The organism is Winogradskyella sp. R77965, from assembly GCF_044594915.1.
Taxonomy (GTDB): domain Bacteria; phylum Bacteroidota; class Bacteroidia; order Flavobacteriales; family Flavobacteriaceae; genus Winogradskyella.
In genome coordinates this window covers 2,525,291-2,547,752 of sequence record NZ_CP138990.1, presented here as the reverse complement: position 1 = coordinate 2,547,752, position 22,462 = coordinate 2,525,291, and the positions used below count along the sequence as shown (strand labels likewise).

Here is a 22,462-nt window from a genome sequence, read left to right as displayed (position 1 = left end):
ATATGTTGAAAATAGAAGTAAAAACATTTAAAGAATTAAGTACGCAACAACTCTATGATTTGCTTCAACTAAGAAGTGAAGTTTTTGTGGTAGAGCAAGATTGTGTCTATCAGGATATTGATAGAAAAGATCAAAAAGCACTTCATATTTTAGGATATAAAGAGCTAGAATTAGTGGCTTATACCCGAGTATTTCAACCAGGTGATTATTTTAAAGAAGCTAGTATTGGTAGAGTGGTGGTAAAAGAGAATCAAAGACAGCACAAATATGGATACGATATAATGAAAGCATCAATAGAGGCTGTTAAAAATCATTATAATCAATCAAAAATTAAGATTTCTGCGCAAACATATTTAAAACGTTTTTACAATAATTTAGAATTTAAAGAAGTAGGTGAGGAGTACTTAGAAGATGGTATTCCGCATGTGGCAATGTTAAAGTCTTAGTCAGATTTTTTATAAACTTTAGTAACTAAAATCTCCACTCGTCTATCTAATTCTGGTGCACCGCCTAAGGGTTCTTTACGACGCATACCTACAAATTTCATTCTGTAAGGTCTTACACCTTTTTTAACAAGGTAATCGTAGATATATTTTGCGCGCGCTACTGATAAGTTTCTTTTTTTTGTTTTACGATCTATAGCATCTCTTTCTCCTTGAGTACAGCATACATGCCCTTCTATAGTAAAGTAAATATTTGTGCGTTCTGCTAATATATTTGCAATTTTATCAAGAACAGGTTTAGAATCTTTGGTTAAGTAACTATATCCTGTTCTAAACAATAAATTATCTAGTAAAACCTTATCTCCTTCTTCTAAATCTCCTTTTAATAAGCTTTCAGTTTTATTTTCCTTAACCTCTTTTGGTTTAGGAGGAAACACTGGCTTTACTATAATTTCAACTTTTCGGTTTAAGCCTCTAATTTTGTTTAAATTTTCTTCATGTACAATATTTAACAAGATTTCACCTTTACCATCAACGTTAGTAATTACAGACTCGTCAAATTCATTGTTAGAAAATACAGATTTAATAGCATCCGCACGTTGTTGAGAAAGTACTAGATTATAGTTATCGCTTCCTCTATCATCACAAAATCCATATATAGAAATTTTTTCAATATCCATATTTTCTATTTCAGATAAAAAGAGCAATAATCTACTGTGTTCTGTTTCGGGAATGTCGTGTTTATCAGTATCAAAATACACTTCGTGTTTCAACTCTTCCTGAGAAAAAGCGAATTGGAAACTAAAGCATAAAAAAAGAAGTAGGGCTTTCATGTGTAATTTTATATCAATTTTCTTGCCAATAGAAAATTTATGTGGTGATAAATATAAAAAAAAATAATTCTTATCTCAAAATACTTGCATATTGCGATGGATTATTGAGGATATTCAATGCTTTTTTAATCTCAGCATTATTAACTGTGTAATACGTATACAGGCCTTCACCGTAAAAGTAACGCTTAATGATCTCGTCAGTAATTAATGATTTTAGTAGTGCTTTATTTTCATTTATAGCATTAGACTTATAATTTTTTAAAGCTGTAATTAGATTATTGTATTCTGAATTTACAATTCCGTCCAATTCTTCTTCCTTTGCAACGTCTATGGCTTCTTGTAGGGCTTTTTCTGTTTTTGTTTCAAAATTAAAACCAGTCGTCTTTAGATAAGTTTTAAACTTTTTAAAGTCTGAATCACTAAGTTCAAAACCCTTCAAGTCCTCAACCTTATTGTTATAATAATAATTTGTTGCAAAGTTGAACACTAAATTTTCGTTTAAAATAGCTTTTGATATAGGTGTTTGCTTAGAAAATTGGACTTCAACATCTGGTTGTACGCCACCACCATCAAATACATCTCTTCCGTTTCTAGTTTTGAAAGCTGTGTAATTTTCTTGTTTTGTTCTTGTTGCTTTTCCGTTTTCATCTCTATTCCAATAATCTAATGCTTGAATACAGCGACCAGAAGGAGTATAATATCTTGAAATCGTAATTTTCATTTGTGTACCATAAGTCAAAGGCTTTGGTCTTTGTACTAAGCCTTTACCAAAACTACGTGTACCAACCACAACAGCTCTATCCACATCTTGTAATGCACCAGAAACAATTTCGCTAGCAGAAGCACTGCTTCCATCCACCAATACCACTAAAGGTATTTCAGTATCTATTGGGTCGCGTTTCGTATAATAGGTTTTATTGTATTTTTTAACTTTAGATTTAGTAGTTACTACTAATTGGTTTTGAGGTACAAAAATATTAGTGACATTAACCGCTTCATTTAGCAAACCACCAGGATTACCTCTAAGATCTAAAATTAATTGCGTTGCTCCTTGGTTTTTTAATGCTCTAAGGGCACTTATAGTTTCTGAAGATGCTTTATTATTAAATTTTCTTAGGACTATGTAACCCGTTTTATCGTCCACCATGGAATAATGTGGCACAGCTTTTATGTCGAGCGACTCTCTTGTTATTTTAACCGTATTGGTTTTTCCTTGTCTCTTATACGTTACGGTAACTTCAGTACCTGCAGCACCTTGTAATAAATTTGCCGCATCATCTTTAAAATCAGCTACGGTTACTTTATCTACTTTTATAATTTCGTCACCTGCTTTTAACCCAGCTTTATCTGCAGCATAATTCTTGTAAGGTTCTACAATGACTAATTTATCTTTTAAAGTTAAGACCTTTGCTCCAATTCCTGTGTAGTCTCCAGCATTATTAATTCTAGCGGCTTCAACATCTTGTTCATTATAAAACTGGGTGTAAGGATCTAAATCGTCTAGCATACTTTTTATAGCTGTATCCATTAAATCACCTGGATTTGTGTCATCAACATAGTTCATGTTTATTTCTTTGAACAGTGTTGTAAAGATTTCTATTTGCTTAGCTATTTCAAAGAAATCATTTTTAAAAGCTGTAGTGCTAAAGAATATAAGAATTGCTATAGCAGGAATAGCAATCTTTTTATGTAATAGTTTTTTCATTTTTCAGAAGTTTTGTGGATAAATTTCTCAAACAACAATTTTATACTGGTGTTTATTTTATCAAAAGTTGTTCCATCTTTACTAAGGTACAAAATCATAAACGCATAAGATGTAGAACTATTGTTAAAGTATAGGGGTTTATTGAGCCTATAAGCTTCTCTTAATATGCGCTTTATTCTATTTCTTGAAACTGCAGTTTTATGAAGTCGTTTGCTTACAGAAACACCAGTTTTTAAGTTACTATCATCTTTAAATTCAGTTTTAAGGTAAATGAGCCGCAAAGGATACACTGTAATCGCTTTCCCCTCATTAAACAGTTGTTCAATGTGTTTTTTACTTTTTAACTTATCTTTTTTACCGTATTTAAATGACATTTTATGTTCTTAGAAGGTGTAAATTTAGAATAGTATTTTACTTTATCAAAACACCATTAGATAATCATTATGATAAAAGTCATACTTTAAATCTTTAACAAATAGTACCTTACATAGATTAACCATTACTTTATAGTAAATATGGGACATTTAGACGTTAAACAACTTAAAAGCCCTAAAGATAAAGCATTATATATACATCATCTTATAAAAGATCTTGAAGCCCTAGACACGATGCTAAAAAGAGGGTTAATTGAAAAAGAACCAATTAGAATTGGTGCAGAGCAAGAGTTTTGCGTTACTAAAAAAGACTTTTTTCCAAATAACAATAGCATTGAGGTTTTAGAAGCTATAAATGACGACCATTTTACGACCGAAATTGGAAAATATAATCTCGAAATTAATTCCGATCCTTTAGAATTAAGAGGCAACTGTTTTTCTCAATTACACCTTCAATTTAAAGAACTTCTAGAAAAAGCATTAGAAGCCGCAAAAAATAAGAATTCAAAAATTGTACTAACAGGCATTTTACCTACTTTGAGATTGAAGCATATTAAGGATGATTATATGACAGATAAGGCAAGATATCATGTACTTAACAATGCGTTAAAATCATCGAGAAGAGAGGATTTTAATATTCACATAAAAGGGGTTGATGAATTAAATCTTATACATGATTGCGTAATGTTAGAAGCTTGTAATACAAGTTTTCAAACACACTTGCAGATTAACCCGGATGAGTTTGTAGATAAATATAATTGGGCACAAGCTATTTCTGGTCCCGTTTTAAGTAGTTGTGCAAATTCACCCATTTTATTTGGAAGAGAATTATGGGCTGAAACAAGAATAGCACTTTTTACGCAAAGCATTGATACCCGAAGAAATTCTTTCATACATAACGAAAAACAGTCGCGCGTAAGTTTTGGTGCGGACTGGGAAAAGGGTACTGTAACAGATATTTTTAGAGACCATATTTCAAGATTTAGAAGCCTTTTAACTTCAAATGAGCACGATGATAGTTTAGAAAAATTGGAAAAAGGAGAGATTCCTAAACTTAGAGCACTGCAATTGCATAATGGCACGGTTTATAAGTGGAATCGTGTTTGTTATGGTGTCGGCGCAGGAAAGCCACACCTGAGAATTGAATGTCGTTATATTCCTTCCGGACCAACACTTACCGATGAAATTGCCAATATGGTTTTTTGGGTAGGTTTAATGCTTGGTCAACCAAAGAAATACAAAAAGATTCATGAGCAAATGGACTTTAAGGATATAAAGAACAATTTTTTTAAGGCAGCAAGAAATGGAATGGAAACTCAATTTAAATGGAATAACCAACTTATATCTCCGAAAACATTGATTATCGATGAATTTTTACCAATTGCAGAAAAAGGATTGATAAATGCTAACATAGACAAAGGTGATATCGATAAATATCTCTCAATAATTAGAAAACGAGTTAACTCTAAAAATGGGTCTCAGTGGATGGTTGATAATTATAGGAATCTTCAAAAAACAAAAACAAATTTTGAAGCTTTGCAAAATATTTCCGCTTATATGTATAAGCATCAATTTAAAGATAAAACGGTTGATGAATGGGAATTATTTAATCCTGATGAAAATTTAAAGATAGACGTCAGTCGCATTGTTAAACACAATATGAATACAAAAATGCTTTTAGTAGACCAAAAGGATAGTTTAGAATTGGTGAGTAATATTATGAAATGGAAAAACATCCATCATTTACCAGTCATAAACAAACATAAAGAATTAACAGGCCTATTGACATGGACAGATTTAATAAAACTTGGTGATAAGGAATTACATTTATGTGTGAAAGATGTAATGACAAGGAAGTTAATTACAATATCACAAGAAGCTCCATTAAAAGAGGCAGAACGAATTATGAAGACCAATAAAATTAACTGTTTACCTGTGGTTAGAAACAATGAACTATTGGGTATTTTAACTTCTCGAGATCTACTAAAGTAATGCAAACCAGCCTTAAACTACATAAGCAACGGATTGACACACCAAATCGGGTTTTCCATCATATAAAAGGTATAAAGCCAGGTGTAACCATGGTGTTTTTCGCAGGCATTCATGGTAATGAGCATGCAGGCGTTAAGGCTTTAAATAATGTTTTAAAAACAATAAGCCCAAAGGACGTTAATGGTGAAATTTATGGTGTTTACGGAAACATAAAGGCGCTTAAAGAAAACAAACGCTTTTTAGCGTCTGATCTTAATAGGATGTGGACATTAAGACAATTAAAAACAATAAAATGTATAGTAGAACTTAAAGATGAAGACCTAGAGCAGGAAGAGTTATTTGAATTCATTACACAGCTAATAGACAGGGTCAAAACACCTTTATATTTTATAGACTTACACACCACATCCAGCAAGTCTCTTCCTTTTATTACCATTAATGACGCTCTAATTAATAGAAAGTTTTCAAGCTGTTTTCCAGTGCCAATTGTATTAGGTATTGAAGAATATTTAGACGGCCCTTTATTAAGTTATCTCAACACCTTAGGTTATGTATCTTTAGGATTTGAATCTGGTCAACACACAGATCCAAGTGCAGTTACAAACTGTGAAGCCTTTATACATTTAGCGCTTAAATATGCAGGAAATCTTAAAACCAATAACACAGGGAGTCATGAAAAGAAACTTGCAAAAGCCTCTAATAATGTGTCTTCAATATTCGAGGTTATTTACAAATACCATATAAAACCCAAAGAAGATTTTGTAATGAAAAATGGCTTTGAGAGTTTTCAAAATATTAAAAAAGGCACATTGCTTGCTATAACTGATGGGAATAAAATTTATTCAGATTATACAGCCAAATTGTTTATGCCATTGTATCAAAAATCTGGGAATGACGGCTTTTTTATCATAAGACCTATACCACGCTTTTTTCTAAAACTCTCGGAATTGCTCAGAAATACCGGAGCAGATGTTTTGCTAACTTTATTACCAGGAATTAGCTGGTATAATAAGGAGAAGGGCATTTTAAAAGCCAATTTAAATGTTACGCGTTTTATGGCTAAATCTATTTTTCATTTGTTTGGTTATAGAAACAAGCAAATAGACAAAACACACTTACTATTATACAATAGGGAGCGTGTTTCTAAAAATGAGATGTATAAAAATGAAGGGTGGTATTAGATATTATTTTAGAGCTTGGAAAGACAGACCCTTTTAATTCATTCTATTATAGTTAGTTACCAGATCACCATATACTTTTCTAAGTTTTAATGGCGAACCATTAGCAGGAATGTTTGGATGCACAATGCCATAATCAAAGTCATTTTTTTCTATACGCTCTTGCAAATTTCTACACTCTCGTATAAAAGAATTTCCTTCCCTTATAAAACTTGGCAATGTGCTTTTTGCCATGCTAACCTCTCCAAATTCTTTAGTTTTTTGAGCTTCATCACCGTTTAGTTTTTCCAAGTCGTCATGTACAGCTCTAAACGCAGATAATTTTGTTTTAAATTCTTCTAGATCTATTTTCTTTAAGCCTTCACTATCTAAATTTCCAATAAGCATAAAAATGTCATCTGCCTTGTTAAGTTCCATCATAAGATTATATCTTATTAATTCACCGTTTTCTTTATATTTATTGGCTTCAAACTCTTTAAGACTACTTTGTAACACTCTAAAATTCGCATACATAGCATCGTAACTGTTAAAGTAGTTGTCATAAGCTACAACAAGTTCCTTGTGTAAATCTTTTCCTTTAGCAAAATCATCATCTTTGTAATCTTGTTTTTGATAATAAGAATCTGCTTTTGCAATGACGTCATGGAGAGCATTAGCATCTTTTAAAACAACTTTCATTAGGTCGTCTACTTCTTCAATTTCAGGGTCTTGTTCAATAGCTTTTTCTAATTTTTTTAATTCTCCATCATATAGTTTTGAAACACCACCAATTCTTTTACTTTTTGATGAAGGTCCTTCCTCCCTATCTGCCCATTTGAAATAACGATCGTAAGAGCTAACAACATTTTTATCAAATCGGTTTCCAAAGCCTATGTATGCATTGTATTTATCTACAAACTCTTTAGTTTCAAACTTATCTAAGGTCTCAGAACTAAGCTCTCCAGATCCATTATTTAAATTAGATTTTTTATCATCTCCACATCCCAACATTAATGTAAATATTATTAAAACTGATAATTGAATTATTTTTTTCATTTTTTTATGGTTTAGATTATGGTGTAAAATTAATTTAATTTCGATAGGGTGTTTAGGCTGTTTGCAGTAAAGTTTATTACCCGTAATTCAGGGATAAAAAAACGCTTCTGATTCAGAAGCGTTTTTTATGTTAAGGAGCTATATTTTATTCTGTAACTAAGAAGGTGTTATTTTCACGTTTAACATCGGCCATCATCTGAGAACTATCAATTTCTATAGATTTTACAGTTTTATTAGCTTCAAAAGTATAGGTAGGCATTGCCCAAGCCCAATCATTAATTATAGTTGCTGAGGTTGGTTTTTCGCCACGTATCATTTGTAGAGGAATATAAAATTCTTCGGTAGAACCATCTGCATATGTTACAGAAAGATCTATAGGCATTGGCATTAAGCCAATGCGTTCTAAGGTTATAGTTTTCCCCTCAACCGCTTTTACACCATAATCGATGGTATTTGTGGTTTGTGCAAAATCTATAAGATACCAATCTAGTTCTAAGTCCGTAATACGTTCTGCAGTACGAACAATATCCATAGGCTTAGGATGCTTAAAAGAAAAGTCATCGTAATATTTTTTAATGGTCTTTTTCAAGTTGTCTTCACCAATAATATAGCCTAATTGTGCTATAAAAACAGCCCCTTTACTATATGCAGCGGCACCATATGCTCGGTTATAAGTGTAACGATCTGCGTGTGTGGTTAAAGGTTGTTCTGCGCCAGAGTTTGCTAAACCAATATAACCTCTATAAGAACCAACCAAAGGATTATCTCTTTTTTCTTCTCTTAGATCATTCATGGCTAAAGCCGAAATATAACTTGTAAACCCTTCGTCCATCCACTCGTGTTTAGCCTCATTGGTCGCCAGTAAAAATTGAAACCAAGTATGAGCCAACTCATGTGCTGTTACACCAACCAAACTACCAAAACTACGCTTACCTGTTATTAAAGTGCTCATCGCATACTCCATTCCTCCATCACCACCTTGAATAACTGAATATTGTTCGTAAGGATACTTACCCACCTGTTCACTAAAAAATTGCATTAGTTTTACTGTTTCTGGCTGTAAATTTTTCCAATTGTCAAGATATTTTTGCTCTAAATCTTTTTTATAATAAAAGTGAAGCATTGGGCCATCTGGGACCTTGATTGTATCATGAATAAAATCTGGATCTGCAGCCCAAGTAAAATCATGAACTTTTGGAGCCTTAAAATGAATGGTTTTCTTTCCAGATTTAACCTTGGGTTCACCCTGTTGGTAACCTGTGCCACCAACCACATAATTTTTATCGATAGTCAGTTTTACATCAAAATCTCCCCAAACACCATGAAACTCTCTAGCTATATAAGGATCAGCATGCCAACCTTCATCATCATACTCAGCTAGTTTTGGGTACCATTGTGTCATTGACAATGCAACGCCTTCTTGGTTGTTCCTCCCAGAACGTCGAATTTGAACAGGAACCTGAGCGTTAAAATCCATATCAAAAGTTACACTTTCACCTGGTTGAATAGGTTGGTCTAATTTCACTTCTAAAATAGTTCCAACGGTTTCGTGAGAAATGGTTTTTCCGTTTTGTTTTAGGGAATTTACCCTTATATAGCCTATTTCATTGGGCTGAAGCTTACTGATACGGTCACCAATTTTAGGACTGGGATCTGCAATGGTGCGTGAGCGCACATCCATTTCACTACCAGGTTGAAACGCATTAAAATACAAGTGGTAATAAACTCTGTTCAATACATCTGGTGAATTATTAGTATAAATCAGCTTTTGTTTTCCTTGATATTGAAAGTTATTGACATCCATATCAATTTCCATACTGTAATCCACGTGCTGTTGCCAGTAAGAATCTTTTGCTTGAGTTTTGGTATTAGTATTTTTGATCGGTTTTTCCGTTGCTCCACAAGAAAAGATTAGAGCAAAAACAGAAAGACTTAAAAGAAAATTTTTCATGTTTATTTTAGTTTTGAAGCCATGATTAAGGCATTGTAAGCATTCGCAATTTTACCGGATTTAGATAATTCTGAAAACGGTTTAACGTTTGAAGCATCTCCACCAACAACAACCTTCGTTGTTAATGGTAGTCCAGAATCTAAAATAACTTGTTTTACTTGCGCTGCTGTTAAATTAGGATATTGCGAGCGAATTAGAGCTGCGATACCAGCAACTCCAGGAGCCGCCATTGAAGTTCCGCTGATAGGCTCGTATTCATTTTCTGGCACTGTAGAATAAATTTCAGATCCTGGTGCAAAAACATCTACGTTTTTATTACCGTAATTAGAAAAACTAGACACCATTTTAGAACCATATTTAGAAGTTAAAGAACCTACTCTTATATAAGTATCAGATACTTCGACATAATTTACATTATCATCAGGAAAATTAGGCTCTGTGTCCACATTTTTACTATCATTTCCAGCTGCATGAACAAAAATCACATCATTATCTGATGCGTATTTAATAGCATCTCTTACCCAATTTGCATGTGGAGAAAAAGATTTCCCAAAACTTCCATTAATCACTTTTGCACCATTATCTACAGCATATCTAATTGCTAAAGCCACATCTTTGTCGTACTCATCTCCATTAGGAACTGTTCTAATGGCCATAATTTCAACATTATTAGCAACACCATTAGCCCCTTTACCATTGTTGCGTTCTGCGGCAATAATACCAGCAACATGCGTTCCATGTGATTCATCTTTCTTTACAGGCTTAACATTTCCGTTGCCATAACCAATATCTGAAAGGTTATTAATGTCATCACCTGTCTTACGACCAGAAAAGTTTTTATTAAGGTTAAAGTTTAAACGTTCATTGATTTGTACCACAATACCATTAATTTCTTTAGTGGCTTCAGCTAAAGTTGAGCCGTTAGCATTTACTTGTTGTGCAATTTGAACAGCCTGAAGCAGTGTCTGATCTTCTGTTTTTATAGCATTAACTTCTTTAATTGTGTAATCTTTTTTACCAAGATGTCCAGCAAGCGTTTCATCTGCGTTTTTTATAACCTGAGCAATTTGGTCATATTGTGTTTTACGACCTGTCCATAATTGATATTCAGAATCATATGTAGATTGGGCCTCAGCATATCGAGGGTTAGAAGTGTCTCCACTCGAAAGAATTCTTACATATTCTAATTGCTCATCATAAGCATCGCCAAGAAAATTCCAGCCGTGTATATCATCTACGTAGCCATTATTATCATCATCTTTTCCGTTGTTAGGAATTTCATCTTTATTAGTCCAGATAACATCATCCAAATCTTCATGATCAATATCAATCCCAGAGTCAATTACCGCAACAATAACTTTACTTCCCTTTTTATTTTTTATAAGTTCAGAGTAAGCTCTGTCCACGGCCATCCCAGGAATAGTGTCTTTTTCAAGATCCAAATGTCCCCAATTATTCTTTTCTGCTTCAGTTAGTTCTGTGACCTTTAGTGGTGACGTATCTATATTTTCAATAGGTGTAGAAAGGATATTTGCTGTTGATCCACAAGCAACAAATAATGTTGCAGCGAAACTTAAGCTTGCTATTGATTTGTAATTAAATTTCATGTGTTTGTATTTTATTCTTTAGTTAAATAGTGTTTTACAAGTATGTGTTTCGTTAAGACGCACACCTTTTTCTGTGTGCTGAACAGTTATAATTTCGTTATGAGCATCATGCTCTAAAAATAAATAATAATTATTATCTGCTGCCAGATTCAAAAATAACTCTTTTTCGTCTAAGGTAAGCAAAGGTCTTGTATCATATCCCATTACAAATGGCAACGGTAAATGACCTGCGGTTGGCAACAAGTCTGCCATAAAACAAATGGTTTTACCCTTGTATTTAATCATAGGGATCATTTGTTTGTCGGTATGACCATTAGCAAAGAAAATATCAAACCCTAATTCAGAGTTTTTTAATATAAGTTTTTCTGGAAGCGATGTAAATTTCAACTGCCCACTGTCTTCCATCGGCAAAATATTTTCTTTTAAAAACGAAGCAACTTCGCGTCTATTAGGCTCTGTTGCCCATTTCCAATGGTCTGAATTGCTCCAGAAGTGAGCATTTCTAAATGCGGGCTCATAACCTGTTCTATCTTTATTCCATTGAATACTTCCTCCACAATGGTCAAAATGAAGATGTGTCATAAATACGTCTGTTATATCATCTCTATGAAAACCGTAAGACGCAAGTGATTTGTCTATGCTATCATTTCCCCAAAGAAAATAATAGCCATAAAATTTATCACTTTGTTTATTGCCCATTCCTGTATCAATTAAAATCAGACGATTGCCATCTTCAATCAACAAACAGCGTGCCGCAATATCAATCATATTGTTGTTGTCTGCAGGATTAGTTCTTGTCCACAATGATTTTGGAACCACACCAAACATGGCTCCACCATCAAGCTTAAAGTTTCCAGAATTAATTGGATATAGTTGCATTAGCAAAGATTTTCAAAGTCTCGCAAATTACTAAAAGCATTAAAACAAAGTGTTGTTAGTCATCATTAATTACAGGATTTTTAACAAATACAAGATATACAGTTTTAAACTCACTATAAAATAATTACATTTATGTAAAGATAAATTGAACTACTGATGAAACAAATAAAAAAATCACCGTTAAAAATCAAGAAAATGAAATTGCTGAGGTTCGGACGTGATTTTAAACCAGATCAAAAAGTTATTTTGAGAGATTACTTAGCAATTGAACGTACGCGACTGGCAAATGAACGCACACTTTTGTCTTATGTAAGATCATCATTATATTTATTGCTTGGAAGTATTGCTTTATATCAACTTAAAGAGTTTGCTAATTTTGAATATTTAGCACTTACTGGAATGGTATTTTGCGTAGTATTTTTCATTATCGGTGTTTATAGGTTTACAATATTAAAAAGAAGTCTAAAGACGCTTTATTATAATGTTGAATCACAGGGAAAGGACAAATAGTTTTAATCGCAATACATTTTAATTTTACCGAAACTGAATGGTACCCAAACTAAATAACAAATGACAATCTTGCTTTTAGTATTTTGTTGTTGTGTTTCGAGAATTAATATGTTTTTAAAAACGAAAACCATAAAACCCTTAACCGTTCTCTAAAAATTATATTTATTTAGTATTTTCACGGAAAAGTAGATAGATGTTAGAATTAGCAGGAATCATAATCTTAGGAATATTAGCACAATGGGTGGCTTGGAAATTAAAAATTCCAGCCATTTTACCTTTAATTTTAATTGGGCTTTTGGTTGGGCCTATTGCTTCAGAGTTTCTAAGCGAAGACGGTACCAAGTGGATAGAGCCCATTTGGAATGAGAAGCTAAAGAAAGGACTTTTTCCAGGTGAAGCTTTATACTATTTTGTTTCATTAGCTATTAGCATCATTCTTTTTGAAGGAGGCTTAACCCTAAAGCGTGCAGAAATAAAAAATGTTGGCCCGGTTATTACAAAACTTATTACTCTAGGTTCTGCTATTACATTTTTTGGTGCAGGCATTGTGGCACACTATATTTTTGAACTTAGTTGGGATTTATCATTTTTGTTTTCAGGACTTATCATTGTTACGGGACCCACTGTAATAACACCAATTTTAAGAAACATTCCGTTAAAAAAAGATATTTCTGCCGTATTAAAATGGGAAGGTATTCTAATTGATCCGATTGGAGCTTTAGTTGCAGTACTGGTATTTGAATTTATTAGCGTTGGTGGAGACAGTGGCTTTACCAAAACAGCACTTATAGAGTTTGGTAAAATTGTGCTTTTCGGAACCACATTCGGATTTACATTTGCACACGCGTTGGCTTTTGCTATTAACAAAAAATTGATTCCTCACTACTTACTAAATGTCGTTTCATTATCGGTTGTTCTTTTGGTTTTCGTTGAGTCAGAAATTTTTGCCCACGAATCTGGTTTATTAGCAGTTGTAGTAATGGGAATGGTTTTAGGAAACAGTAAATTAGACAACCTAAAGGAGTTGCTATATTTCAAAGAATCTTTGAGTGTTTTACTAATTTCTATTTTATTTATTTTACTAGCCGCAAACATAAATATAGAAGATTTAATGTTGCTTTATACATGGAAAACAGCGGTACTTTTTGCGATCGTAGTATTTGTTATTAGACCATTAGCAGTATTTGTAAGTACCAACGGTTCAAAACTGAATCTTAACGAAAAACTTTTTATTAGTTGGGTTGGTCCTAGAGGTATAGTAGCTGCTGGTATTGCTTCACTTTTCGGTAGTAAACTACTAAAACAAGGAGTAGAAGGTGCGGAATATATTACACCTTTGGTTTTTATGATAGTTCTTGGCACCGTTTTACTAAATGCAACAACTGCGCGTTTATTTGCTAAAATGGTTGGCGTGTTTTTAACCAAATCTAACGGCATATTAATAGTGGGAGCTTCTAAAGTATCTCGCTTATTGGGTCATTATCTTGAATCTAATGGCAGACATGTTGTTCTTATAGACAGTAACCAAAATAACATAGATAAAGCTAAAGAGTTAGGTATTGAGGCTTTAAGTACTAATATATATTCTGAAACACTATCAGATAATATAGAATTGAATGATGTTGGCTATTTAATGGCGATGACAGGCAATTCCGATATTAATAAATACGCTATTAATAAGTTTAGCAAGCAATTTGGTGAAAATGGTTCGTTTAGATTGGTTACAACAAGCGAAATGGGTAATCTTGAGGATAACCCAAAGGAAGGTCTGTTTTCTCATACAGATGATTATCAAACGTTAAATGAAGTTACCCGAAAATTTCCTTCAATACAAGAAATAGATGTTGATGATAAAGCACATTACGATAGCCTTATTGAGATTACAAATAAAGATAGAGATATAATTCCTTTATTTTTGAAAGATGATGAGGGCGAACTTCATATTATATCTTCTTACAATACTGATGTTGGAGAAATCGGTGAATCCTTTAAACTCGTTTACTTAGGGAAACCCTTTGATGTTGAAGAGGTTGCTGGTGAAGATTAATCATTCAACTTCAAGACAGCCATAAAGGCTTGTTGAGGTATTTCAACATTACCGACCTGTCGCATACGTTTTTTCCCTTTTTTCTGCTTTTCGAGTAGTTTACGTTTTCGCGAAATATCGCCACCATAACATTTTGCCGTAACGTCTTTACGAAGCGCTTTTACGGTTTCTCTAGAAATTATCTTTGCACCAATTGCGGCTTGGATAGGAATATCAAATTGCTGACGAGGAATTAACTCTTTCAATTTTTCGCACATTTTTTTACCAATGTGTTGTGCGTTATCTGCATGAATTAAAGCCGAAAGCGCATCTACAGGTTGTGAATTTAGTAGTACGTCTAAGCGCACTAACTTAGAGACTTTCATACCGATTGGCGAGTAATCAAAAGAAGCATATCCTTTCGAAACTGTTTTTAAGCGATCATAAAAATCGAAAACAATTTCCGCTAATGGCATTTCAAAGATTAACTCCACACGTTCTGTTGTTAAATACGTCTGGTTAATAATCATACCACGTTTTTCAATACACAAACTCATTACGTTACCGACAAAATCAGCTTTTGTAATAATAGTAGCTTTTATATAAGGTTCTTCAACACGATTGACAGTTGTGGGTTCAGGTAAATCACTAGGATTATTAACTTCAAAAGCTACATCTGGTTCCTTATTAGTATAGGCATGATATGATACGTTGGGAACAGTTGTGATAACGGTCATATCAAATTCGCGCTCTAAGCGTTCTTGTATAATTTCCATATGTAGCATTCCTAAAAAGCCACAGCGAAAACCAAAACCTAAAGCCGCAGAGCTTTCGGGTTGAAAGACCAAAGACGCATCATTTAGTTGTAGTTTTTCCATGGATGCACGGAGCTCCTCATAATCTTCAGTGTCTACAGGGTAAATACCCGCAAATACCATAGGTTTTACATCTTCAAAGCCTTCGACAATATTTGTGGTAGGATTAGAAAAATCAGTAATAGTATCACCAACTTTGACTTCCTTAGCTGTTTTTATACCAGTAATTAAATACCCAACATCGCCAGCTTTTACGCTTTGTTTAGGAACTTGATTCAATTTTAATGTGCCAACTTCGTCCGCATAATATTCCTTGTCAGTAGCAACAAATTTAATTTTTTGTCCTTTTTTAATTTCACCATTAAAGACTCTAAAATAAGTTTCAATCCCTCTGAAGGTATTGTAAACAGAATCGAATATTAAAGCTTGTAATGGTTCATCTACATTACCTTCTGGAGCAGGAATACGTTCAATAATTGCTTTTAAGATATTGTCAACACCAAAACCTGTTTTTCCGCTAGCATGAATCACTTCTTCAGGATCACAACCTAATAGATCTACAATATCATCTGTAACTTCTTCCGGATTTGCACTTGGTAAATCTACCTTATTCAATACGGGAATAATCTCTAAATCATTTTCTAAAGCTAGATACAAATTAGAAATGGTTTGTGCCTGTATACTTTGAGCGGCATCAACAATCAACAAAGCACCTTCGCAAGCCGCAATAGATCGTGAAACTTCATAGGAGAAATCTACGTGACCAGGAGTATCAATAAGGTTGAGTACATATTTTTCACCCTCAAACTCATAATCCATTTGAATGGCATGGGATTTTATGGTAATGCCACGCTCACGCTCCAAGTCCATACTATCTAAAAGTTGATCTTGTTTTTCACGCGCTGTAACAGAACCTGTGTAATCTAATAAGCGATCTGCTAGAGTACTTTTTCCGTGGTCTATATGTGCAATAATGCAAAAATTGCGAATATTCTTCATTTATCTTTTTCTAAGGCTACATTTAAGATTGCAAATATAGTCGATTTCTTGTGCTTTGTGGTATCAAAAACCATAATAAAACCTATATGAATTACGGTAAAACCGCACCATAAAGTAAAAAACAATCTTTATATTGCGATACAAACCAAACTAATGATTGTTCGCCTACGATACTACTTAAGTGTATTTTTTTTTATGCTTTGTCTTACTGTATTTGCTCAAGATTTCTCCATTTCAGGAAAAGTAGTTGATGGAAACGGTAGCCCAATAGAATTTGCGAATGTGATTATCTCAGCTGAAAATGAAGAAGCGTTTTTTAAAGGTACCTCAACAGATGAAAAGGGCATATTTAAACTAGAGGTCTTGACTTCTACCACCTATTTTATTAGAATAAGTTTTATTGGGTATGAGGAATTTGAACAAAAAGTTGTGTTGAGTGGAAATTTAGATCTAAGAACGATTCAGCTTAAAGAGATACCTGAAAGTTTAAGTGAAGTTACCGTTATTGCTAAAAAACCTACAACAACACGTAAACCAGACCGATTAATTTTCAATGTAGAAAACACAGCTTTGATTGAGGGTTCTACACTTAGTGTTTTAAAAAGCACTCCCGGAGTTATAGTTTCCGATGGAAGTATAAATATTAAAAGCGCACCAGCAGCTGTTTATATAAATAATCGCAGAGTGCAATTAACTAGTGATGAGTTAATGCAGCTCCTAGAAAATTCACCTGCCAATAGTATAAAGTCTATTGAAGTCATTACAAACCCTCCGGCAAGTTATGATGCAGATAGTGGTTCAGTGATTAATATTATAATGAGTAAAAATCTGATAACTGGTTATCGCGGAAGCATACAAACAAATTATACGCAAGGTGTTTTTCCTAGGTATAATGCCGCGACGAGTCATTATTTTAAGAATGATAAGGTTAATCTGAATGTAAATTACAGTTACACCAATCAAAAAATTAACAAAGATCAAGATGACACGGTTAACTTTTTAGATAACTCAAATGAAATTGAAGAGATTTGGCAGTCTAACGTTAATAGAAATAGATGGTCAGAAACCCATAACCTTAACCTTAATTTCGATTATTATATAGATGACAACAATACATTAAGCCTTACCAGTACAGGTTTATACACGCCATACTTTAAGTATCAAATTAGAAACAAAACTAATATTGCTGACGAAAATCAGAATTTTTTATCAAGTTTTACAGCAAATAATTTATCGAGGGATAACAAATATAATATTGGTACAAATCTTATCTATAAGCACGATTTTGAAAATAAAGCCAGCCTTTCTTTTAACGCACATTATACAATTTACGATTATGAGCGCGACCAAAACGTGTTTCAGGATGAACCAGGAGTCATTAATGATTCAGAATTTAAGACCTTGGCTAATCTGAATACCAATATTATTAGCGGAAAGGTAGATTACAGCTGGCCTGTAGATGAAACTTCTAATTTTGATATGGGCCTGAAATATTCAAACGTAAAAACAGATAGTGATATCACAAGATTAGATATTATTGATGGCGCAGAAGTATTGAATACGGATAATACAGACGTTTTTAAATATGATGAAAACGTATTTGCGGCATACACCAATTACAGTAAGACTTGGGACAAATGGGATTTAAATCTTGGGCTGAGAGTCGAGCAAACCAATATTGAAGGGGAATCTTTAACATTGAGCGAAACTAACACGCAAGATTATCTCAACTGGTTTCCGAATGCAAGTTTATCACATCAAATATCGGAAGGTGTAAGTTTATACGGAAGCTACAAACGAAGCATCACAAGACCGAGCTATACGGATTTAAACCCATTTACGTTTTTCTTAAATGAAAATATGGTTATTCTTGGTAACCCTAATTTAGTTCCATCATATAGAGATCATTATAAAATAGGAACTAATTTTATGGAACACTTTACGGTTGAGGCTTATTATATGAATTATGATGGTGATATTGTAGAATTGCCAAGACAGAATAATCAGACTAATATTGTGGCTATTACACCAACGAATTTAGACAAAAAAGTAGATTACGGTTTTGATTTTGCTTTTGATTATTACCTTACAGATAATTGGAATATTTATGCAGTCACTTCTTTTTTTAATATCACCGAAGAGTCAAAATTCGATGATGATTTTGTTAAATTAATCCAATGGTCAAATTACAGCGAGTTAAGTAATAACGTATCACTATTAAAGGATAATAGCCTTGATATGAGTCTATCACTTGTTTGGGTTGGTAAAAGTGTTTTAGATCTTGTGACGGTTGAAGATAGATTGTTTTCCTCATTTAGTGTCACTAAAACATTTTTTAATAAAAAAATGAATGTTTTTTTATCAGTAGAAGATATTTTTAATTTTCAAAATGAGGACTATAGAATCAAATACTTGAATCAGTCAAGCAGAAGATATACCGATGTTGACAATCGTTTTATAAAATTTGGTTTACGTTACAAATTTGGTAACACAAAACTAAATACTAATGAGCGTTCTACAGATGTTGAAGAGCGTGAGAGACTTAAAGACCTAAACTAGAGATTCCTTTTTGCAAAGGAATTTGTCAATCTTGCCACTCAGCAATAAAGAGGTTCGTATCTCGTCCGCCACCATTATTTCGGTTCGATGAAAATGCTAAATACTTTCCGTCGTTAGAGAAAACAGGAAAGGCATCAAAGGTTTCACCGTGTGTAACTCTGGTTAAATTTCTTCCGTCAATATCTATTAAGTATAAATTAAAAGGAAAACCACGCTCCGCTTCAAAATTAGAAGAGAATAAAATCTTTTCTCCAGAAGGGTGAAAAAATGGACTCCAATTCGCATTACCTAAATCGGTTAACTGTCTTAAATCAGAACCATCTGAATTACAGATATAGAGTTCCATTTCTGTTGGCTCAACCAAACCCTCGGCTAATAAATCTTTATATTCTTTTATTTCTTGTTCTGTTTTTGGACGAGATGAGCGGAAAATTAATTTAGAACCATCTGGCGAAAAGAACGCTCCTCCATCATAACCTAATTCGTTTGTAATTTGTTTTACGTCAGAACCATCAATATTCATGGTGTATAACTCTAAATCACCACTTCTTGTTGAGGTAAATACAATCTTATCACCTCTTGGCGAAACGGTTGGTTCTGCGTCGTAACCCACTTCATTGGTTAATTGCTTCACAATGTTACCTTCTAAATCTGAAACAAAAATATCGTAGCTATCATAAATTGGCCAGATGTATTTTCCGTTTTTTCTTAAAGGAGTTTCAGGGCATTCGTCTTGCTTTAAATGCGTAGACGCATAAATAATGTGTTTATTGTCTGGTAAAAAATAAGCACAAGTAGTTCTGCCTTTTCCTGTACTTATCATTGGTGGAGCGATACTATCAGTAAATGTTTCGTTGGCATTCATTAAAAACATTTGATCACAACCGACATTCCATTTTGCATTATTAGATTGAAATACTAATTGTTTATCATCAAAACTCCAATAAGCTTCTGCATTATCTCCACCAAAAGTAACCTGTCTTATAGATTTGAAATGAGTTTCTTCTGGGTAAATTAAAGAATCACTTGCTTCACTTATGTCTGTTTTTGATTCAGGATTTAAAGTTTCTTTTTTCTCGTTTTTACAAGATGAAAACACAATTAAAAAGGTAAGAGCAAAAGCTAATCTGTTCATATCAAAGAATTATAATAAATGGCATTTAATGCCTAATTTTGTGCAAAAATAAGACTTCAAAATGAAAAAATTAATCTTTTTATTTCTTTTAGTAGGAATAACAGCCTGTAAAAACGAACCTAAAGTTGCCGAGAATAAAATAAAAGAAGACGTGGTCTTTTTAGCCGATGATAAGCTGCAGGGTCGCCAAACAGGAACACAAGGAGAAATTTTAGCTTCAGAATATCTTGTAAAACGATTTGAAACTATTGGTTTAAAACCAAAAGGAACTGAAGGTTATTTACAATCATTTTCTTTTAAACCCAAAACAGATCCTCACAAAGAGGTAGAGTTTACAACTAATGCAGATAGTACTATTACAGGTAATAATGTTATTGGATTTATTGATAATAAGGCAAAAACAACTATAGTCATTGGTGCGCACTATGATCATTTAGGTTTTGGTGGTGAAGGTTCTTTATATCGCGAAGAGGATAAAGCAGTACATAACGGAGCAGATGATAATGCGAGTGGAGTGGCAGTTTTATTAAACCTTGCTAGTCGATTAAAGATAAAGAACGATCAAGCGGAAATTAAAGATAAAAACAACTATTTATTCATGGCATTTTCTGGTGAGGAAATGGGATTACTAGGTTCTAATTATTTTTCAAAGAACCCAACAATTGATGCAGAGTCCATCAATTATATGATAAATATGGATATGGTTGGAAGAATGAAAAAGGATAGTACATTGGCAGTTTATGGCACTGGAACGTCACCAATGTTTAAGCAAACCCTAAAGGCCAATAATGACAAATTTAAACTCATTGAAAACGAAAGCGGAGTTGGACCTAGCGACCACACTTCCTTTTATTTAATTGATATTCCAGTATTGCATTTTTTTACGGGTCAGCATGAAGATTACCACAAACCAGGTGACGATTCTGATAAATTGAATTATGAAGGAATGAACCTTATTTCGGACTACATATTCAACATCATTTCTGATCTCGATGACAATGGAGAATTAGCGTTTAGAAAAACTAAAAACGAAAGCGAAGAAACACCGCGCTTTAAGGTTGGCCTTGGTGTAGTTCCTGATTATTTATTTGATGGAAAAGGTATGCGTATTGATGGAACACGAGAAGACACACCTGCATTTACAGCAGGACTTCAAAAAGGTGATATTGTAATTAAATTGGGCGATAGTACAGTAACTGACATGATGAGTTATATGAGGGCATTATCGGTTTTTGACGAGGGCGATAAGGCGGAAATTATAGTTAAACGAGGTGATATGACCATAGACACCCGAGTACAGTTTTAATGCAAAGTAATTTAAATCGTATCTTTACATTAAAAAATTGTCAGGCTTTAAAATGAAAAAGATAGTCGCTCTTTTCTGTTTATTTAGCGCGTTTATAATATTTACTTGCGATAACGAACCTTATGAAGATGGGCTTGAAGAACTAAACACGAACACAAATTGTGATGCCCAGACAATAACGTCAAATGCAGAAAGTGTTTACAATTTAGACCCTACAATTGTACAAGCATGTATTGCCTATAGAACCGCATTAGAAAATCAAGTTACCGAATGTGGTGATCCTAATGGTGAATTACAAGATATTATTGAAGAGCTAGGCCATTGTGGTCTAATTTCTGCTGAAATATTGAGAGTTACTATTGGAGATTTTAATGCTGTTTTCACCACTCAAATCATAACTTTTGAAAATGGTATTATTACGGTTGAAGGAATCAGTTCTGGTGGAAATTACAGTGTTTTTTTTCAAGTGCCAGAAGGACAGGTCGGTATTGACGAGTTTCAAAATTTCAAAATTAGAATTAACGACACGGACTATTTTCCTTCATATCCTGGAAATAATAATTTTACATCTAACACTTTAATTAGTACTAATAATTCTTTTAATGCCACATTTTACGGAACTGTTGCAAGCCCTACAGGTGCTGAATTATTACTTTCACAAGGTATTGCAGACGTAAACTATCTGTAGTTTTTAATTAAAATATTGTTTTATGACAACTAAAAATAAACGTTTTCTAAAGAAAATACATTTAGTGATTTCGGTTTTGATTGTTGTTCCTGTTGCTTTTATTTATGGATTTAACCCGAGTTCAGAATTCGATATTCAATTACAAACCATAGATGAACACAATCAGTTTAAGGCTATTATGGGTTTGTATTTATCTTTTTCAATTTTGTGGATTTTAGGAATATTGAATTCTAATTATCTAAAATTGGCTTTGGTGACCAATGTCATTTTCATGTTGGGATTAGCAAGTGGGAGATTATTAGGTATTTTCTTGGACGGAATACCAACCGATCCATACATCTACGGAATAATTGGGGAATTCGTTTTAGGTTTTTACGGGCTTTGGGTTTTAAAGCGTTTATACCTTAAAAAGTATTAGCTTTGCATC

Annotated in this window: 18 protein-coding genes; 9 read left to right on the top strand and 9 right to left on the bottom strand. The window is 33.3% G+C overall.

The window, feature by feature from the left end:
- Window positions 1-2: 2 nt before the first annotated feature.
- The gene (locus SJY34_RS11365; protein WP_400075729.1) at window positions 3-446 is read left to right on the top strand and encodes a GNAT family N-acetyltransferase; all 444 of its coding nucleotides are present in this window, start codon (window positions 3-5) and stop codon (window positions 444-446) included.
- Here SJY34_RS11365 and SJY34_RS11360 read toward each other — a convergent pair.
- The 3 genes from SJY34_RS11360 to rnpA form a co-directional block, all read right to left on the bottom strand.
- The gene (locus SJY34_RS11360) at window positions 443-1,276 is read right to left on the bottom strand and encodes an OmpA family protein (RefSeq protein ID WP_400075727.1); all 834 of its coding nucleotides are present in this window, start codon (window positions 1,274-1,276) and stop codon (window positions 443-445) included. The two genes, SJY34_RS11365 and SJY34_RS11360, sit on opposite strands and share 4 nt — an antisense overlap.
- 70 nt (window positions 1,277-1,346) lie before the next feature.
- Window positions 1,347-2,981, bottom strand: a complete 1,635-nt coding sequence (locus tag SJY34_RS11355) for a S41 family peptidase (RefSeq protein WP_400075725.1) — start codon at window positions 2,979-2,981, stop codon at window positions 1,347-1,349.
- Complete coding sequence (gene rnpA, locus SJY34_RS11350) at window positions 2,978-3,355, bottom strand: ribonuclease P protein component (RefSeq protein WP_400075723.1); 378 nt, start codon at window positions 3,353-3,355, stop codon at window positions 2,978-2,980. The genes SJY34_RS11355 and rnpA overlap by 4 nt, the downstream gene beginning before the upstream one ends.
- Window positions 3,356-3,496: 141 nt before the next feature.
- Between rnpA and SJY34_RS11345 the strand changes: the two genes are divergently transcribed.
- Window positions 3,497-5,347: a CBS domain-containing protein gene (locus SJY34_RS11345; RefSeq protein ID WP_400075721.1), complete on the top strand. Its 1,851-nt coding sequence runs from the start codon at window positions 3,497-3,499 to the stop codon at window positions 5,345-5,347.
- On the top strand, window positions 5,347-6,528 hold the full coding sequence (locus SJY34_RS11340) for a succinylglutamate desuccinylase/aspartoacylase family protein (RefSeq protein ID WP_400075719.1): 1,182 nt from the start codon (window positions 5,347-5,349) through the stop codon (window positions 6,526-6,528). Before SJY34_RS11345 ends, SJY34_RS11340 begins: the two co-directional genes overlap by 1 nt.
- A gap of 33 nt (window positions 6,529-6,561) precedes the next feature.
- On the opposite strand, the gene SJY34_RS11335 is transcribed toward SJY34_RS11340, so the two are convergent.
- From SJY34_RS11335 to SJY34_RS11320, 4 genes are all read right to left on the bottom strand, one after another.
- The gene (locus SJY34_RS11335; RefSeq protein WP_400075717.1) at window positions 6,562-7,560 is read right to left on the bottom strand and encodes a YiiG family protein; all 999 of its coding nucleotides are present in this window, start codon (window positions 7,558-7,560) and stop codon (window positions 6,562-6,564) included.
- Window positions 7,561-7,705: 145 nt separating this feature from the next.
- A complete protein-coding gene (locus SJY34_RS11330) occupies window positions 7,706-9,511 on the bottom strand; it encodes a M1 family metallopeptidase (RefSeq protein WP_400075715.1) in 1,806 nt (601 codons plus the stop codon).
- Between the two features lie 2 nt (window positions 9,512-9,513).
- Window positions 9,514-11,118 (bottom strand): S8 family peptidase, encoded by a 1,605-nt coding sequence (locus tag SJY34_RS11325; protein ID WP_400075714.1) that lies wholly within the window; start codon window positions 11,116-11,118, stop codon window positions 9,514-9,516.
- Window positions 11,119-11,136: 18 nt separating this feature from the next.
- Entirely contained in the window at window positions 11,137-11,997 is an 861-nt protein-coding gene (locus tag SJY34_RS11320) for an MBL fold metallo-hydrolase (protein ID WP_400075712.1), read from the bottom strand.
- 195 nt (window positions 11,998-12,192) lie between these two features.
- Here SJY34_RS11320 and SJY34_RS11315 point away from each other — a divergent pair, with 195 nt between their 5' ends.
- Together SJY34_RS11315 and SJY34_RS11310 are read left to right on the top strand one after the other, a co-directional pair.
- A complete protein-coding gene (locus tag SJY34_RS11315; protein ID WP_400075710.1) occupies window positions 12,193-12,507 on the top strand; it encodes a DUF202 domain-containing protein in 315 nt (104 codons plus the stop codon).
- A 193-nt stretch (window positions 12,508-12,700) separates the two neighbouring features.
- On the top strand, window positions 12,701-14,554 hold the full coding sequence (locus SJY34_RS11310) for a cation:proton antiporter (RefSeq protein WP_400075708.1): 1,854 nt from the start codon (window positions 12,701-12,703) through the stop codon (window positions 14,552-14,554).
- Here the strand turns inward: SJY34_RS11310 and lepA are convergent.
- The gene (gene lepA, locus SJY34_RS11305; RefSeq protein ID WP_400075706.1) at window positions 14,551-16,347 is read right to left on the bottom strand and encodes a translation elongation factor 4; all 1,797 of its coding nucleotides are present in this window, start codon (window positions 16,345-16,347) and stop codon (window positions 14,551-14,553) included. The genes SJY34_RS11310 and lepA overlap by 4 nt on opposite strands.
- Before the next feature lie 153 nt (window positions 16,348-16,500).
- Here lepA and SJY34_RS11300 point away from each other — a divergent pair, with 153 nt between their 5' ends.
- Window positions 16,501-18,906, top strand: a complete 2,406-nt coding sequence (locus tag SJY34_RS11300; RefSeq protein WP_400075704.1) for a TonB-dependent receptor domain-containing protein — start codon at window positions 16,501-16,503, stop codon at window positions 18,904-18,906.
- 25 nt (window positions 18,907-18,931) lie between these two features.
- Here SJY34_RS11300 and SJY34_RS11295 read toward each other — a convergent pair whose 3' ends face one another.
- Complete coding sequence (locus SJY34_RS11295) at window positions 18,932-20,041, bottom strand: TolB family protein (protein WP_400075702.1); 1,110 nt, start codon at window positions 20,039-20,041, stop codon at window positions 18,932-18,934.
- A gap of 61 nt (window positions 20,042-20,102) precedes the next feature.
- Here SJY34_RS11295 and SJY34_RS11290 point away from each other — a divergent pair, with 61 nt between their 5' ends.
- From SJY34_RS11290 to SJY34_RS11280, 3 genes are read left to right on the top strand one after another with little or no spacing between them, the layout of a single operon-like run.
- Complete coding sequence (locus SJY34_RS11290) at window positions 20,103-21,347, top strand: M28 family peptidase (RefSeq protein ID WP_400075700.1); 1,245 nt, start codon at window positions 20,103-20,105, stop codon at window positions 21,345-21,347.
- A gap of 52 nt (window positions 21,348-21,399) precedes the next feature.
- Complete coding sequence (locus SJY34_RS11285) at window positions 21,400-22,035, top strand: hypothetical protein (protein ID WP_400075698.1); 636 nt, start codon at window positions 21,400-21,402, stop codon at window positions 22,033-22,035.
- Window positions 22,036-22,057: 22 nt separating this feature from the next.
- Window positions 22,058-22,453 carry a DUF4345 domain-containing protein gene (locus tag SJY34_RS11280; RefSeq protein ID WP_400075697.1) on the top strand — a complete coding sequence of 132 codons (396 nt, stop codon included), beginning with the start codon at window positions 22,058-22,060 and terminating at the stop codon, window positions 22,451-22,453.
- Window positions 22,454-22,462 lie beyond the last annotated feature (9 nt).